At 64.2% G+C, this 14,466-nt stretch carries 8 protein-coding genes; 3 read left to right on the forward strand and 5 right to left on the reverse strand.

Annotated elements, in window-relative coordinates; all coding sequences use genetic code 11:
* Positions 1-73: 73 nt before the first annotated feature.
* From ACZ1I2_RS22240 to ACZ1I2_RS22255, 4 genes are all read right to left on the reverse strand, one after another.
* Complete coding sequence (locus ACZ1I2_RS22240) at positions 74-3,004, reverse strand: TonB-dependent receptor domain-containing protein (RefSeq protein WP_465175811.1); 2,931 nt, start codon at positions 3,002-3,004, stop codon at positions 74-76.
* Positions 3,005-3,606: 602 nt separating this feature from the next.
* The gene (locus tag ACZ1I2_RS22245) at positions 3,607-4,716 is read right to left on the reverse strand and encodes a hypothetical protein (protein ID WP_465172010.1); all 1,110 of its coding nucleotides are present in this window, start codon (positions 4,714-4,716) and stop codon (positions 3,607-3,609) included.
* An 83-nt stretch (positions 4,717-4,799) separates the two neighbouring features.
* Complete coding sequence (locus tag ACZ1I2_RS22250; RefSeq protein WP_465172009.1) at positions 4,800-5,978, reverse strand: YncE family protein; 1,179 nt, start codon at positions 5,976-5,978, stop codon at positions 4,800-4,802.
* Positions 5,979-6,014: 36 nt separating this feature from the next.
* On the reverse strand, positions 6,015-9,020 hold the full coding sequence (locus ACZ1I2_RS22255; RefSeq protein ID WP_465175810.1) for a TonB-dependent receptor domain-containing protein: 3,006 nt from the start codon (positions 9,018-9,020) through the stop codon (positions 6,015-6,017).
* A gap of 807 nt (positions 9,021-9,827) precedes the next feature.
* On the opposite strand from ACZ1I2_RS22255, the gene ACZ1I2_RS22260 reads away from it, so the two are divergent.
* Positions 9,828-10,757, forward strand: a complete 930-nt coding sequence (locus ACZ1I2_RS22260; protein ID WP_465172007.1) for an RraA family protein — start codon at positions 9,828-9,830, stop codon at positions 10,755-10,757.
* A 231-nt stretch (positions 10,758-10,988) separates the two neighbouring features.
* Here ACZ1I2_RS22260 and ACZ1I2_RS22265 read toward each other — a convergent pair whose 3' ends face one another.
* Positions 10,989-11,864 carry a YncE family protein gene (locus ACZ1I2_RS22265; protein WP_465175809.1) on the reverse strand — a complete coding sequence of 292 codons (876 nt, stop codon included), beginning with the start codon at positions 11,862-11,864 and terminating at the stop codon, positions 10,989-10,991.
* A 457-nt stretch (positions 11,865-12,321) separates the two neighbouring features.
* Here ACZ1I2_RS22265 and ACZ1I2_RS22270 point away from each other — a divergent pair, with 457 nt between their 5' ends.
* Together ACZ1I2_RS22270 and ACZ1I2_RS22275 are read left to right on the forward strand one after the other, a co-directional pair.
* On the forward strand, positions 12,322-12,960 hold the full coding sequence (locus ACZ1I2_RS22270; protein WP_465181534.1) for a GntR family transcriptional regulator: 639 nt from the start codon (positions 12,322-12,324) through the stop codon (positions 12,958-12,960).
* A gap of 316 nt (positions 12,961-13,276) precedes the next feature.
* Complete coding sequence (locus ACZ1I2_RS22275; RefSeq protein ID WP_465175808.1) at positions 13,277-14,419, forward strand: fumarylacetoacetate hydrolase family protein; 1,143 nt, start codon at positions 13,277-13,279, stop codon at positions 14,417-14,419.
* Positions 14,420-14,466 lie beyond the last annotated feature (47 nt).

The raw sequence follows: 14,466 nt of genomic DNA on the forward strand, positions 1-14,466 counted from the left end.
CTATTTCCCGAGATTCGGAGAAAACCGGCGCCCTCCCGCGAGAGGGGATGCGGGAGGGCGCCGCGGGGGGACCTCAATATTTCATGCGCAGGCCGACGCTGATGACGCGGCCGAGCGGGTTGGACCCGAACGGATCATAGCCATTGGCGGTGTTCGTGAAGGGCGGCGCCTTGTCGAAGATGTTGTTGACGTCGACATAGATCTCGCTGTCGCCGAGCATGCCGCCCTTCGAGAATTTATAACCGGCGTGGCCATCGAAGGTGGTCCAGGACTTCACGATATCGCCGCCGCCCGCGACGTTGCCGGCGGCGTCGAGGACCAGCGGGTTGACCGTGCCGCTTGCCCAGTTCTTGTAGGATCCGACATGGTTGGCGAAGAATTCGAGCGACGCGCCCTCATAGTTCCAGCCCATATTGAACCGCGCCTGGCGTGCGATCGACGGGAAGGTCGAATTGACGCCCACGGTGTTCAGGATGTCGAACTTCGCCCCGCCGACATAGCCCTGCTTGAACTTCAGGAACTCGGTCCACGAACCGCCGAGGTCGAACTTGCCGATCCCGGTATTGAACGCGTAGCTCGCCGAGATATCGAGGCCGGTGAGATCGAGATCGAGCGCATTCGATTGCGGACGGCGGAAGACATAATAGGTCGTACTTGGCAGCGCGGTGGTGATCGGCACGTTGTTGAACTGCGCGGCGAGCTGCGCCGGTGTGGCGCCGGTCGGATAGATCGTCAGCAGATAGTTCAGCGCGCCATTGTTCAGGATGCAGCCCGGCGCGCAGGGTGAGGTGATGCCGCCGCGCAACTGGTTGTTGAACAGGGTGACCGACGCCCGGAAGCCAGGCAGGAAGGTCGGTGCGAGATCGATACCGTACGACCAGGTCGTGCCTTTTTGCGGGCCGACATTCGGGTTGCCGGTATCGACCACCACGCCCTGGATGTTGCTGCCGCCGATCGTGCAGAAGCCGTTCGAGCAGGGGATGCCCGGGATATTGGCAATCGTCGGGAAACGGGCGACCGACACCTGGGCGGTCGCGTTGGTCAGCGATACGGTCGAGTTGCTGTAGGTGCCGAACTGGTCGCCGACCGAGCGCATCGACGGCGCCACGAACGAACGGGCCCAGTTGGCGCGCAGCTTGATGCCCTGGACGATCTCCACATTGGCCGCGAATTTCGGGTTAAAGGTGCCACCGAAATCGCTGTAATGATCGTACCGGCCCGATGCGCTGAGGTCGATCCGGTAGACGAAACTGTCCATGTCCGGCGAGACGACCGGGACCAGAAGCTCGCCATAAACCGACTGCACCTGACGATCGAGCGGGAAATAGCGCTGAGTCGATCCCAGGCTGGCCGGTCCCGAATTGAGCGGCCGGACGACGGTCGTGTTCAGCACCCAGTTCTGCAACTCGCCGCCGACCGCGATCTTCACCGCACCGGCGGGCAGATTGAACAGTGACCCATCGATGCCGGCGCGGAATTGCCGGATCGTGCTGACATGGCTGGTCGAGCTGCGGCTGTCGGTAAGCAGGGCGCGCACCGCCGCCGATGTGCGGTTGGTCGCCGCGGGGTTCCACACGTCCAGCGCATTGGCCGTGGTGAGCGGCAGGTTCAGCGGGATCAAATTGGTGCCCGCAACCGGCGTCGTCATGCTGCCGTTGGTCTGCACCGTGCCGTTGAGGGCGAGCGTCGCGCAGCTCGTGCACAGGCTGCCGTCCTGCACCTGCGCCGTGCGATCCTCGCCGAACAGCGCCATGGCGGTGAAGCGGAAATTCTCGGTGAAATTCCATTCCGCATTGGCCGTCGCGATATAGGTCTTGGCGCTGTTGTCGGTATAGGCGCCCGGCCCGAGCAGATCGTCGGCATTCCAGCGGATCGTCTGGGTCGTAGCGGCGCCGGTATAGCCCGTCTGGGGGACGTAGAAGGGATTGGCCTGCGGACCCGTGCTGAACACCGTGGCCTGGATGCCGCCGCGGGCATTGTTGGTGAAAGTATCGCGATCCGAATAGACGAAGTCCCCGGACAGGGTCAGCGTGTCGGTGATGTCCTGCGACACCTTGATCATCGCATTATAGCGCCGTTCCCGGCCAAGGCGGTCGCCATAAGGCTGATTGTCGCACGGCGCATTGGCGGTCGTGTTGGCGACCGACGTCGCCGAGCCCGGCGCGAGGTAGATATTGCCGCTGCCGCCCGGCTGGATGGTCGCGGGCGAGCAGTTGTAGCTCTGAAAATTGGTACCACCCTCATCGATGTGGTTGGGCTGCAGATAGGGGCGGTTGTTATAGTCGTACGGCACCGCGCTCGAGCGCGAGAAGCCGAGCCCCAGCGTGATATATCCGCTGTCCCAGCTCTTCCCGCCCAGCAGGCCGAGGGCCACGGTGCGGTAACTATGGCCGAAGCCGACCTGCGCCGTGCCCATCACGCCGTCATAGCGTTTGCGGGTGATGAAGTTGACCACGCCGGCGACCGCGTCCGACCCGTAGGTCGCGGACGAGCCCTCGGCGAGGACCTCGACGCGTTCGATCATGATCGGCGGGACGATCGACGGATCGGGCAGCGCCAGCGAGGTATGGCCGAGCGGGATGCGATGGCCGTCGATCAGCACCAGCGTCGAGTTCGATGCCGAGGAACCGAGGCTGTGGATGGTCGGCGCATAATAGGAATTGCCGGCATTCTGGCCGACGCCGCCGCTGCCGATGCCGGTGATCGCGGGCACGGTCTTGAGGATCTGCTGCACGTTGATCGCGCCGGTCTGATCGATCGCCTCGCGACCGACCGAGACCAGATTGCCGCCGACCGGGGGCGCGCCGCGGATACTGGTGCCGGTGACGATGATGTCTTCCGGGTTCGAATCCGATGTGGATGGGTCTGCCGCCTGCTCGGTCTGGATGGTTTCCGGCGTGGTCGCCGGTGTCACCTGCGCCCAGGCCGTGGCGGACCACGACGTCGCTGTCAGAAGGATGAGTTTGGATGCGCCAAACAACAGGCCGCTATAGGTTTTCGCCATTTTCAGTCTCCCCTTTTAGATTTTTCCGGGCCATTTTTAGCCTCGGATTCGGTGGTAAATTCTCCGTGTTATCCGCGCCCTACCGTCGCGTATGGATGAATTCTGCCGGCCCTCATCGGCAGCTCTGTCATAATGCATACAGATTGAGTTGCGTGCATGCATCTTCCCATTCGCCAAAGCTGTCAATGGGATTCCTGGGCCCGTTACGAGGTGGGAAGGGGGCGGCTCTCACCATCGGAGCGACGCGCGCTTTGGCGCCGGTAAAAGGCGTTTGTTCGATGTACGGATGCGCCCCTCAGCCTCGGATAACCGCCCTTGCCGCGCTGCCTCCCGGCCCGACGCGTCCCCACAATAATCGGAACTGACCGCCGATCGCGGCGTCATTGTTCCGGCGGTCGCTCCATTTTCGCGAGCCGGGCTTTGGCGTCGGGGTTGGCCGGGTTCAGACGGAGCGCATGGCGATACATTTTGCTGGCAGGTCTGAACACTCATCCGAACGCGCGGGGATTCGGCGCCGGCCGCCCGCGTTCGAATCGATGCAGCCCAAAAAATAGGGCCGCCCGTTACGGGCGGCCCCTTCAGGCACGTTCGAGGCCGATCGCTCAGACCGGCATTTTGCGCTTGGTGAATTCGCGGCCCATGATCGCGACGTCCTCTCCGCCCTGACCCGCCGCCACGACCATGCAGCCGTCCTTGATCTGCTGGATCACATTGTTGTGGCCCGGCTCGGTCTCGGCGGCGTTGAGGAACATGACCTTGTTCTTCTTGCACTCGGCCAGCACCTTGGCGCGGACCGCCTCCATATTGGGGAGCGCCGAGACGTCCTCGACTACCTTGCCGGCGGCGTCGCGGACCACCGGATGGCCCGACAGGCCGCCATCCTCGACACCGTGATAGCCGTTCAGCCAGAGATTATGGTCGCCCGGGCCCCATTCGGCCATCGCCATGCCGGGGATCGCGAGGGTCTGCGCGACGGTCTCGTCGGCATAGGTATCCTCGATCTTCACCCCGAACATGATCTCGCCGCGCGGGTTAAGCGGCCAGAGATCGGCGATATGCTGGTAGGTGCCGCCCGACACGCCCCATATATCCGCGGCATAGCTGGCGCTGTTGCCGCGCAGGCCCCGCATCTTCACCTTGGGTGTGTTGGGAAAATCGGGGAAAGGATAGCGCGCGCCCATATGCATATAGGTCTCGATCGCCTTGGGGTCGCGCGCATGGCAGATGTGGATGCCCATCACGCCGCAGCACAGCAGCTGCTCGATCACCCAAGTGTTGGCGCGGGCATAGGGCTCGTCGAGGCCGATGATCGGCGGCGAGACGAAGACGGTGGGGAGGCGATGGCCGGATTTGGTGCCGCCGCCGTCCTTCAGCCCGCGCATGAATTCGCGCAGTTCCTTCAGGTCGAAACAGCCATGCTCCATCTCATAGCTGATCGCGTCCGCCCAGGTCTTGCACATCTTCTTGCCCTGTTCGTACGGATCGACGTTCGGGCCGACGCCTGAGCCGGTGTAATAGATGGGCTGGCCGTCTTCCCACAGCTCGATGCATTTGTTCAGCCGGCGCGGCTTGTAGTTCATGTCGACCGAGGAGGGCTGCTTGCCGGTGTTGATCGGGCGGGCGGCGCGCGTCTGCGCCACGGCCTGAGTGGCGGCGATGCCGACGCCGACGGCGGCACCGGCCATCAGGAGTTCGCGCTTGTTGATATCCATGAGCTTCCCCTTTGTTGCTGGAGGTGGATCGGAAAGGGCGTGTCCAGCGGCGCCGCCCCCCCGAATCTTCAGTGCATCTCTGGTCAGCGGCTGGTCGCGACCGCGATCGCGCCTGGCCGGGCATCGAACTTCAGGGTCGCGGCGGCATCCTGAGTCAGGCCGGCCTTGCCGTCGAAGCGATAGACCTCGATCGCCCGGGTCATCGCGCATTGCAGCAGCACGGTGCGGTTGTTCGCGCTGAACACCGCGCCCTGGCACCAGGCGCCGCTATGCGCCTCGGCGACCCGGGTCAGGCTGGTGCCCCGCACGCTGTAGATCTGGAGCAGGCCGTAGGGATGATAGCCCGGTGCGGTCGCCTGCGCCGCCGAACCGTTGGCCACGACGACCGCGAGATATTGGCCGTCGGCCGACAGCGCGACATGTTCGGGCGTCTGGCCGACATCGACATTGACGACCGTGCCGGTCTTCAGGTCGACCGCCGCGACGGTGCCAATCCGGGGTGATCCGTCGCGCGCGGGCGGCGCGGCGCCGGGCGCGAGCGGCCGCCCGCCGAGATTGGTGTTGTAGGTGTAACGGCCATCGGGGCTGTAAACGACGCCGTAGGGCTGTTGCCCCGCGTCGATCGTCGCGCCGGCCAGCCCGACCTTTTTGCCGAGGACCGAAAGCAGGATCAGCTTGTTCGCCCCCTGGCCGACGACCATCGCGGTCTTGCCGTCGGGTGCGAAAGCGACATCGGTGGGCCGGGTCTTGGCCTCGAGCTGGAGCTTGCCTTCCGGCGTCAGCCGATTGCCGGCGATCGAGTAGATCGAGATGGTGTCGTCGCCGGTGCTCGCGACCAAAGCGAGCGTGCCGGCATGGTTGATCGCCACCCCGCTCGCGCCCGGCCCCGCCTGCACGGTCTGCACCACGCGCGGCGAGGCCGGTCTGGCGAGATCGATCACCGATACCTGATCGTTCAGCTCGATATCGGCCGCCGCGTTCAGCCGCTGCGCCGCCGTCACCAGCGCGAAGCGGCCACTCCGGGCGACCGCCACCGCCGCCGGCGGGCCGATCATGCTCGCCGGCACGGGGATGGTCGCCAACGTCTTCGGCGCCGCCCCGCGCAGATCGATGATCGACACCGTATCGGGCGTGCGCGTTTCCTTGCCCTCGTTCGGACGGAGTTGCTTGCCGTCATTGGCGGAGACGGCGATCTGGGCGTGAAGTGGAGGGGCGCCCGCCAGCAACAGTGCGGCGACGATCAGGCTGGATGCGGACTTCATTGGCTCCCCTCTTCCTTTCATGACGTGGATGCGTGCTTAGAAGTTCGCGCGGAACCCGACCGAGACGAGGCGGCCGAGCAGGTTCGAGGTGAAGCCGTTGAAGCCCCACGCGCCGACGCCGCCGGCGCCGGTGGTGTTGCCGTTGTAGAAGGGCGGATTCCGGTCGAAGAGGTTCTTCACATCGACATAGATCTGGCTGCCGTTCAGGAAGCTGCCGTTGAAATTATAGGCAGCGTGCAGATCGACCGTGAAGTCGGGCTTCACCCGGTCGCCACCGCCGGTCGGGTTGCCGTTGGAGCCGAGCGTCACCGGCTTGACCGAGGTCTGGATCCAGTTGCGATAGGCGCCGGTGTAATTGCCGAACAGATCGAGCGAGAAAGCGCCCATCTCCCAGCCGAGCTGGCCGCGTCCCTTGGTCTGGATAGACGGGAACTGGGAATTATAGCCCGAGGTATTCAGGATGCTGAACGGCTGATCGCCGAAATCCTGCATGAAGCGGGTGAAATAGGTGATCGACCCGCCGATGCTGAAGGTGCCGGCGCCCGCTGTCGGCAGGCGATAGTTGAACTGCGCGTCGATGCCCTGGACGTTGAGGTTGAGCACGTTGCCGACGTCGCGGTTGATTAGGAAATAGACCGTCGACGGCAAGGTCGCCGCGGTGGTCGCGCCGTTCGCCACATTGGTGAAGGTGCGGATCTGGTCGGCGGTGCAGCTGGTCGGGCAGATCGTCAGCCGGTCGTGCAGCGCAGCCGAGTTGATGATCAGCGGCTGGGCCGGGGATGCGACGCCGCCCTTGAACACGTTCGCCCAATAGGTGACGTTCGCGGTGAAGCCGGGGATGAAATCCGGATTCAGGTCGACGCCCACCGACCAGCTGCTGCCGGTCTGCGGCACGACCCCGGCGAAGCCCGCGCCGAGCGAACGATCGAGACCCTCGCGACCCGTATTGGCGCCGACCCGGCAGGTGACCGTCGCGGTCTCGCAACCCGGCAGCTGCTTGACCTCGGGATAGGCCGCGACGGGCACGTCGAGCACGGCACTGGCGCCGGTGCCGGTCGCCCCGCGCAGATAGCCCTGGCGCGCGTCGCCGATCTGGTTGAGCGGCGGCGCGACGAAGGATTCCGCCCAGTTGCCGCGGATCTTGATCCAGTCGTTGATCTGCCAGTTGGCCGCGACCTTCGGGTTGGTGGTCGATCCGAAGTCGCTGTAATGGTCGATACGGCCGGAGATGCTGAGGTCGAACTTCTTGACCAGCGGGACATCCATGTCCTCGCCGACCACAGGCACGTACAGCTCGATATAGCCCGACTTCACGTTGCGCGGGCCGAGGTTCATGATGAAATTGGTGTAGCCCGTGCCCGTGCTGTTCGGGTTGAGGCCGTACACGTCCTGCGTGACGTGCATGAATTCGCCGCCGGCCGCCATGCGCAGCGCGCCGCCGGGCAGGTCGAACAGTTCGCCCTGCGCCTCCAGCTTGAGCTGGTACATGTTGTTCTGGTGTTCGTTGTTGGTGTTGTTCGTATAGAGATATTGCCACACCGCCGCCGAGGTGCGGTTGTTGCCGAGCCCATTCCAGACGTCGAGCGCGTTGGCGGTGGTCAGCGCCTGGCTGACCGTGGCGGCCTGGCCCGGCTGTGGCAGGACGCTCGATATCGTGCCGTTCAGCGCCGGCGATCCGTTGAGCGCCAGGGTGGCGCAGGTGCTGCAGAAGGTGTTCTTGCCGCGCTGATAGCTGTTGGACCGCGCAAGCGCGCCACTGGCCGTGATCGACCATTTGTCGGTGACCTTATAGTCGACCACGCCCGTCGTGTAGAAAGTGGTGTTCTGGTAATTGTTGGTGCCGTAATTCCCGTCGGGCGTGAGGGCGAGCCAGTTGACCAGTTCCTGGGTGAAGCCCGATCCGGCCGGCGCGCGGAAGAACGGGTTGATCTGCGTGCCCTTGCCCGACCCGGCGCCGAAGGTCTGCGCATTCGACAGCGTGCCGGGCGTGCCGGTCGAGAAATGCTGCAGATGATTGAACACGAACTTGCCGGTAAAGGTGATCCGGTCGCCCAGTTCCTGGTTGACCACGACGAGCACGCCCTCGCGCTGCACGCCCGGCACCGCGCTGCCATAGATCGAGGTATTGCACATGCCGTTCGCCGCCTGGTTGTTCGGCAGGGTCGTGGTGGCATCGGCGCTGGGATAGATGACGGTCGCGGCGGAGCTGCCACGGATCGTGGCGGGTGAGCAGTTATAGGTGTTGGTGTTGCTGCCGCCGATGTCGCGATAATCGCCGCGGCTCAGGAACGAGCGTTTGTCGTTGGTGATCTCCTGCTGCTTCAGGAACTGGCCGGCGATATAGACGCCGCCGGTATCCCATTTGGTGCCCCAGATGCCGTTGAGGTCATAGCTGCGATATTCATCCGCGAAGCCGACGCGGCCATTGACCTGAAGGCCCTCGAACGTCTTGCGAGTGATGAAGTTGACCACGCCGGCGACCGCGTCCGAGCCATAGATCGACGACGCACCGTCGGCCAGGACCTCGACCCGCTGCAGCGCCGGAGTCGGGATGATGTTCGGATCGGTCTGGGCATATTGCAGGCCGCCGCCGGGCATGCGCAGCCCGTCGATCAGCGCAAGCGTGGTGTTGCTGCCGGAGCCCGCGAGGCTGTGGATCTGCGGCGCGTAATAGGAATAGGAGCTCTGCGCCTGCGGCGTCGAGCCGGCGGTGGTGATCGCTGGGACCGTGTTGACCAGTTCGGTGGTCGAGGTTGCCGCGGTCTTGGCGAGCGCCTCCTGCCCGACCGAGACGAGGTTCGAGCCGACCGGCGCGACGCCGCGGATCGCCGAGCCGGTGACCACGATGTCGGCGGCCGGATCGGCGGCATCCTCGTCAGGCGTCTCCTGGCCCGAACCGGCCGAGGGCGGCACCGGTGAGTTCTGCGCCACTGCCGCCGCCGAGGCCTGTTCCTGCGCTTCGGCCACCGGACCGAACATGAACATGGCTGCAAGGGCGATCGTCGAACCGCTCAGCTTGAGCGTGGGCAACAATTTGGTCACTGTCTCTTCTCCCCGGTTAATTCTTGTGGGTCGCGATCAGGACGCTCCGGCACAGCGCGGCGCGGCAATGAGGGCGGCATGGGAGGTGTCGTGGCTGAACGGCGCAGCGTCGCGGCCTTCGGATTCCCGGCAAGCGGGCACGAGGCTCCGGCAACGGGTCGCGATGCGACTCCCGGTCAAGGCATTCTCCCCTTTTATGTCGCCGCGGCTTTTGCCGTTGACGTCGCTGGCACGGTCGTCCCGTTACCCGCCTGCCTCCCGAGTCCGGGCGGCAGTACACTTGGATACAATTCTGATCGTTGAATACAAGATGATATTTTGTGCTGCGTTGCGACACGAAAAATACGATTTATTTGGCGGCTATTGGTCTCGGCTAGTTCGACTGCGGTCCATTGCAGCTAGAGGCGCGTGAGCGATCCGACGGCATTCGCGATTTTCGCTTTAACCTTGCGCAACTTACTGGATCAGGTCTTGAGCGCTTCAATCCGCGGGCGCCGCTCGTCGGTGGCGTAGGCGACAGCCCAAATAGCCGATTCATGCGGTGATCGTTCACGCAATAAAGTACAACCGGATTCAACGGCTTATTTCAATCGACATGCTGAGCCTGAACTCGGCCTGATCGCTCACCAAATGTATTGAACTCCTGATAATTGTATGCAAATTTTGCCGGGTGCCCGAGCTGGTACGACCATCGCTCCGGGCCGAGGCAAAGGGGGAATCGAAGCAGCGGAAAATGCGTGCCCCGCCGAGCACGGACGAGCACAGCTCCGGCGAATGCGACAATCACAAGAACAAGGGAGAGATGCAGTGAGAAAGCTATTACTGGCCCTCGCGATGGGCGCGTCCGCGCTTGCGATGGCGATGCCGGCCCAGGCCCAGACCCAGGCGACGAAGGAAGAAATCCTGTTCTACACCTCGGACTGGACCGGGGAGCGTTTCCCGGACGGCCGGCCCAGGGTATCCGACGCCATCCTCAAGCGCCTGCTCGACGTGAACACGGAGGAAGCCTGGGGCATCCTGCGCCAGGCCGGGTACAACAACCAGTTCGAGGGCGGCTTCCAGATGGTGCATAACGACCGGCCGTTCGTCGGCCGGGCGCTGACCGTCCAGTATCTGCCGATGCGCCCCGACATGAACAAGGCGATCAGCGCGCTCGGCGTGAAGGAGAAGCGTTCCGGCGGCCATAACAGCTGGCCGATCGACATGCTCCAGGTCGGCGACGTCTATGTCGGTGACGGCTATGGCAAGATCGTCGACGGGACGCTGATCGGCGACAATCTGGGCAATTCGATCTACGCCAAGTCGAAGACCGGCGTAGTGTTCGATGCGGGCGTGCGGGACGTGGCCGGGCTCGCCGCGATCGACGGGTTCAACGCCTTTACCCGCGGCTACGACCCCTCGGCGATCCGCGAGATGGAGATGGTCCGGATCAACGGCCCGATCCGCATCGGCCGCGCCACCGTCCTTCCGGGCGACCTGATCCTCGCCAAGCGCGAAGGCGTGGTGTTCATCCCCGCGATCATGGCCGAGAAGGTCGTGAAGGGCGCCGAATATATCGCGATGCGCGACGGCTTCGGTCACCAGATGTTGCGCGAGCAGCGTTTCACCCCGGGGGAGATCGACCAGAAATGGACGCCGGCGATCAATGCCGCCTTCCTCAAATGGGTCGACGAGCATCCCGACCAGATGAAGATGACCAAGGCCGAACTCGCCGAGATGATGAAGGGGCGCGAATAGCCCGAACGGCATTCTGCGAAAGAAAAGGGGCGGCCTCGCGGCCGCCCCTTTTTCGTTACACTGCCGTTCGTCCTGAGTAGCCGCTGAGCTTGTCGAAGCGGCGTATCGAAGGACACGCGCGCCCGCATTCCAACATGCTTCGATACGGGCCTTCGATACGGCTTCGCCTACTCAGTCCCTACTCAGCACGAACGGACGGGTGTCGGTCCGCCCGACACCCCGCTTGGCGCCTCAGATAAACTCAACCCGGAAGATCTTCCCGCTCGATCTGCTCGCCCGGTCCGGCCAGCCGGGATGGATGCCGGCGTCGCAGCCATACATCACCCCGTCCTTGAAGGTCAGGCCGTGCGGATCGGCGCTGCCGGGCACGAACTCGGCGGTCTCGAGCAGCCGCCCGGTGGCGAGCTCATATTTGGCGAGGCCCGGCTTGAAGTTGGGATCGGTGTTCGAATCGCCGGTGACGATCCAGATCGCGTCGCCGTTCACCGCGAGCCCATGCAGGCGCGGTGCCTGGCAGGGGATGAACAGCTCGGGCGCCCAGCTCTTCGGGTCGACCCTGAGGATGCCGCGCATGCGCAGCGCGGTGATGTAGAGCTTGCCGCCGGCATAAGCGACGCCGTGGCAGCCCCCGCCATTGTCGGCCGGCCCCAGCGGGATCTGGCGATGACTGACGGTGCGCCCGTCCAGATCGGTTTCGTAGATGCCGTTGGGCGCGGCGTTGGCGCCCATCCAGAGATGCCCGCCGCCGAACGCCATGCCGCTGGTGTTCTTTGACTCGGTCTTCACCTTGCGCAGTATCTTGCCGTTCCAGTCGACCAGATAGCAGTCGTTCGACACGCCGACGCCCTCGGCGGTCAGCTGTTCGGCGACCCATAGCCCCTCGGGCTGCGAATCGATCGCATTGGGATAGCCTTCCGGGCTGGAGAACAGGTCGGTGGTGCGGACCTTGCGGTGGGGCACGGTGGGCGCCGGGCGCGTCTCGCGCGCGATGCGGGCGGCGTCCCGTTCCTTCCTCGCCTGATCATTGTCCTGTGCCGAGGCGATCCCGCCCAGCCCCAGGCCGAGCCCGACACCCAGGCCCGCCCGCAGGAATGCGCGTTTGTCCATCAATCCTCTCCCCTTTTTTCGTGTACGCACGGTGCGTACCGATCGTTCACCCCCGACTTTAGTCGTGTCTTTTTTTATCGAATTTGCATGTAAAATATAGCGTTACATACAACTTGCATGCAAGTTGCGTTAGAGCGCTGATCGGGTTAGGTTATTTGTACAACCAGAAAAAGACGAGGGGGAAGGATGACGGGATCGTCCGCAAAATCCGATCGGGAAACCGGGTCCAGGGCCGGGCACATCAGCTTGATAAGTCCGATTCCGGCCTTTAGGTAAACGCTGTCTCACGACGTTACCCCCCAAAAAATCACAATTAGGCGCTGAGATGATGAGCCGACCTGTAAAAACTGGCCCCAAGACCAAAGCCGTTCGAGCCAAGGCTCCGGCAAAGAACGCCGCCAGTGCTGGACCCCGCAAGGGCAGGCTTCGTCTTGATGCGGTGAAGACAATTCGGAAAATGATTCTGCTCGGCGAATTGCCGCCGGGCGAACGCCTGCGCGAAGTCGCGTTGAGCGAAGCGCTGGGCATGTCGCGCACCCCGATCCGCGAAGCATTCCGTACGCTCGCCGCCGAGGGGCTGATCGATCTGTTGCCCAATCGCAGCGTGGTGGTCAGCGTGCCGGACAAGTCGGAAGCCGCCGACGTGTTCACGGTGCTCGGCGTGCTGGAAGGCCTGGCCGGGCAACTCGCCTGCCGGCGCATGACGCCCGAGCAGATCGAGATCCTCGACGAGCTCCAGGCTGATCTCGCCGCCTATTTCGAAAAGTCGGACCGGCTGAGCTATCTCGAGGCGAATCGTCTGATCCACGAACATATCGTGCAGGCGGCGGAGAGCCCGTCGCTGATGCTCGCCTGGCGGCTGCTGCTGCCCCGCGCCGAGCGCGCGCGCCACGTCACCACGCTCGACCATGATCGCTGGGCCGAGGCGTTCGCCGAGCACCAGGAAATCAACGCGGCGATCCAGGCACGCGACGAGAAGCTGCTCAAGCAACTGCTCGAAAGCCATTTCGCCAAGGGCGTCGAGAGCATGAAGAAGAACGAAGCCCGCGAACGCGCCAGCCGCCGCGCCGAGATCTATGCGGGCGTTACGAGCTAGGCGCGGCTGGCATCGCACCACATCCGTTCGTCCTGAGGAGCCATTGAGCTTGTCGAAATGGCGTATCGAAGGACAGGCGTCACGCGCTCCAACTGTCCTTCGATACGGGTCTTCGTCTTCGCGCAGCCTCTACTCAGGACGAACGGATGGGCAGGCCTCCTCACGGCGTGAGTGGCCTGACACTGGTCGGCTGGCGCGGCAAACCCCGACATGGGTATAAAATCCAGCGATACCCGGTTGTCTGTATGCAAGATGGTTGATATGCATACAGGAAATCGGGCGCATTCACGCGACCCGGAGTCGGGGAGAATGACGAGTGCGCGACCTGCTTCCAACAGACAGCCAGGACGCGATACTGGTCGGACGATTGGCGACCGATCAGGGCCCGATACCCATCTCCATCATCGACGGCCACGTCTTCGACCTGTCGGCTGACGCGAGCACCGTCTCGGGCCTGCTCGAGTCGATTGCGCCCGGCGGCGCACTGCCCGCGGGCCGCGCCATGGGCCCGATCGAAGCGCTCGACCTGACAGCGGCCTGGGAAGGCGGCCCCGGCCGCCTGCTCGCACCGATCGACCTGCACTGCGTCAAGGCATCGGGCGTCACCTTCGCCGTCTCCGCGCTGGAGCGGGTGATCGAGGAGCGCGCGCGCGGCGACTCGGCGGGCGCGGCGCAGTTCCGCGCGGAGATCCAGGAAAAGATCGGCGGCGACATCCAGTCGGTCCGTCCCGGCTCGCCCGAGGCGATGAACCTCAAGGAAATGCTGATCGCGAGCGGCGCCTGGTCGCAATATCTCGAGGTCGCGATCGGGCCTGACGCGGAGATCTTCACCAAGGCGCCGGTGCTCTCCGCGGTCGGATCGGGCGCCTGGGTCGGCATCCGCAGCGATTCGCACTGGAACAATCCCGAGCCCGAAGTGGTGATCATCGTCGATTCCGCCGGCAATGCGCGCGGCGCGGCGCTGGGCAACGACGTCAATCTGCGTGACATCGAGGGGCGCAGCGCACTGCTGCTGGGCAAGGCGAAGGACAATAACGCGTCCTGCGCGCTGGGGCCGTTCATCCGCCTGTTCGACGACAATTTCACCATGGACGATATCCGCGGCGCCGAAGTCTCGCTGCTGATCGAGGGCGAGGACAATTATCGGCTCGAAGGGCGGTCCAACATGCGGCTGATCAGCCGCGATCCGCTCGATCTGGTCGGCCAGACGCTCAACAAGAGCCACCAATATCCCGATGGCTTTGCGCTGTTCCTCGGCACGATGTTCGCGCCGGGCGACGATCGCGGCGAGCCCGGCCGGGGCTTCACCCACAAGATCGGCGATACCGTGAAGGTGTCGACGCCAAAGCTCGGCACGCTGACCAACAAGGTGTGCCACTGCGAGGATGCGCCGCCCTGGACCTATGGCATTTCGTCGCTGATGCGCGATCTCGCCCGCCGCGGCGCGATCCGCGCCTGATCGATCGAAGACTGACCGTCAGCACGACGCGCCCGCTTCAGACGGGA

It is taken from the genome of Sphingomonas sp. BL-S-29 (assembly GCF_055521495.1).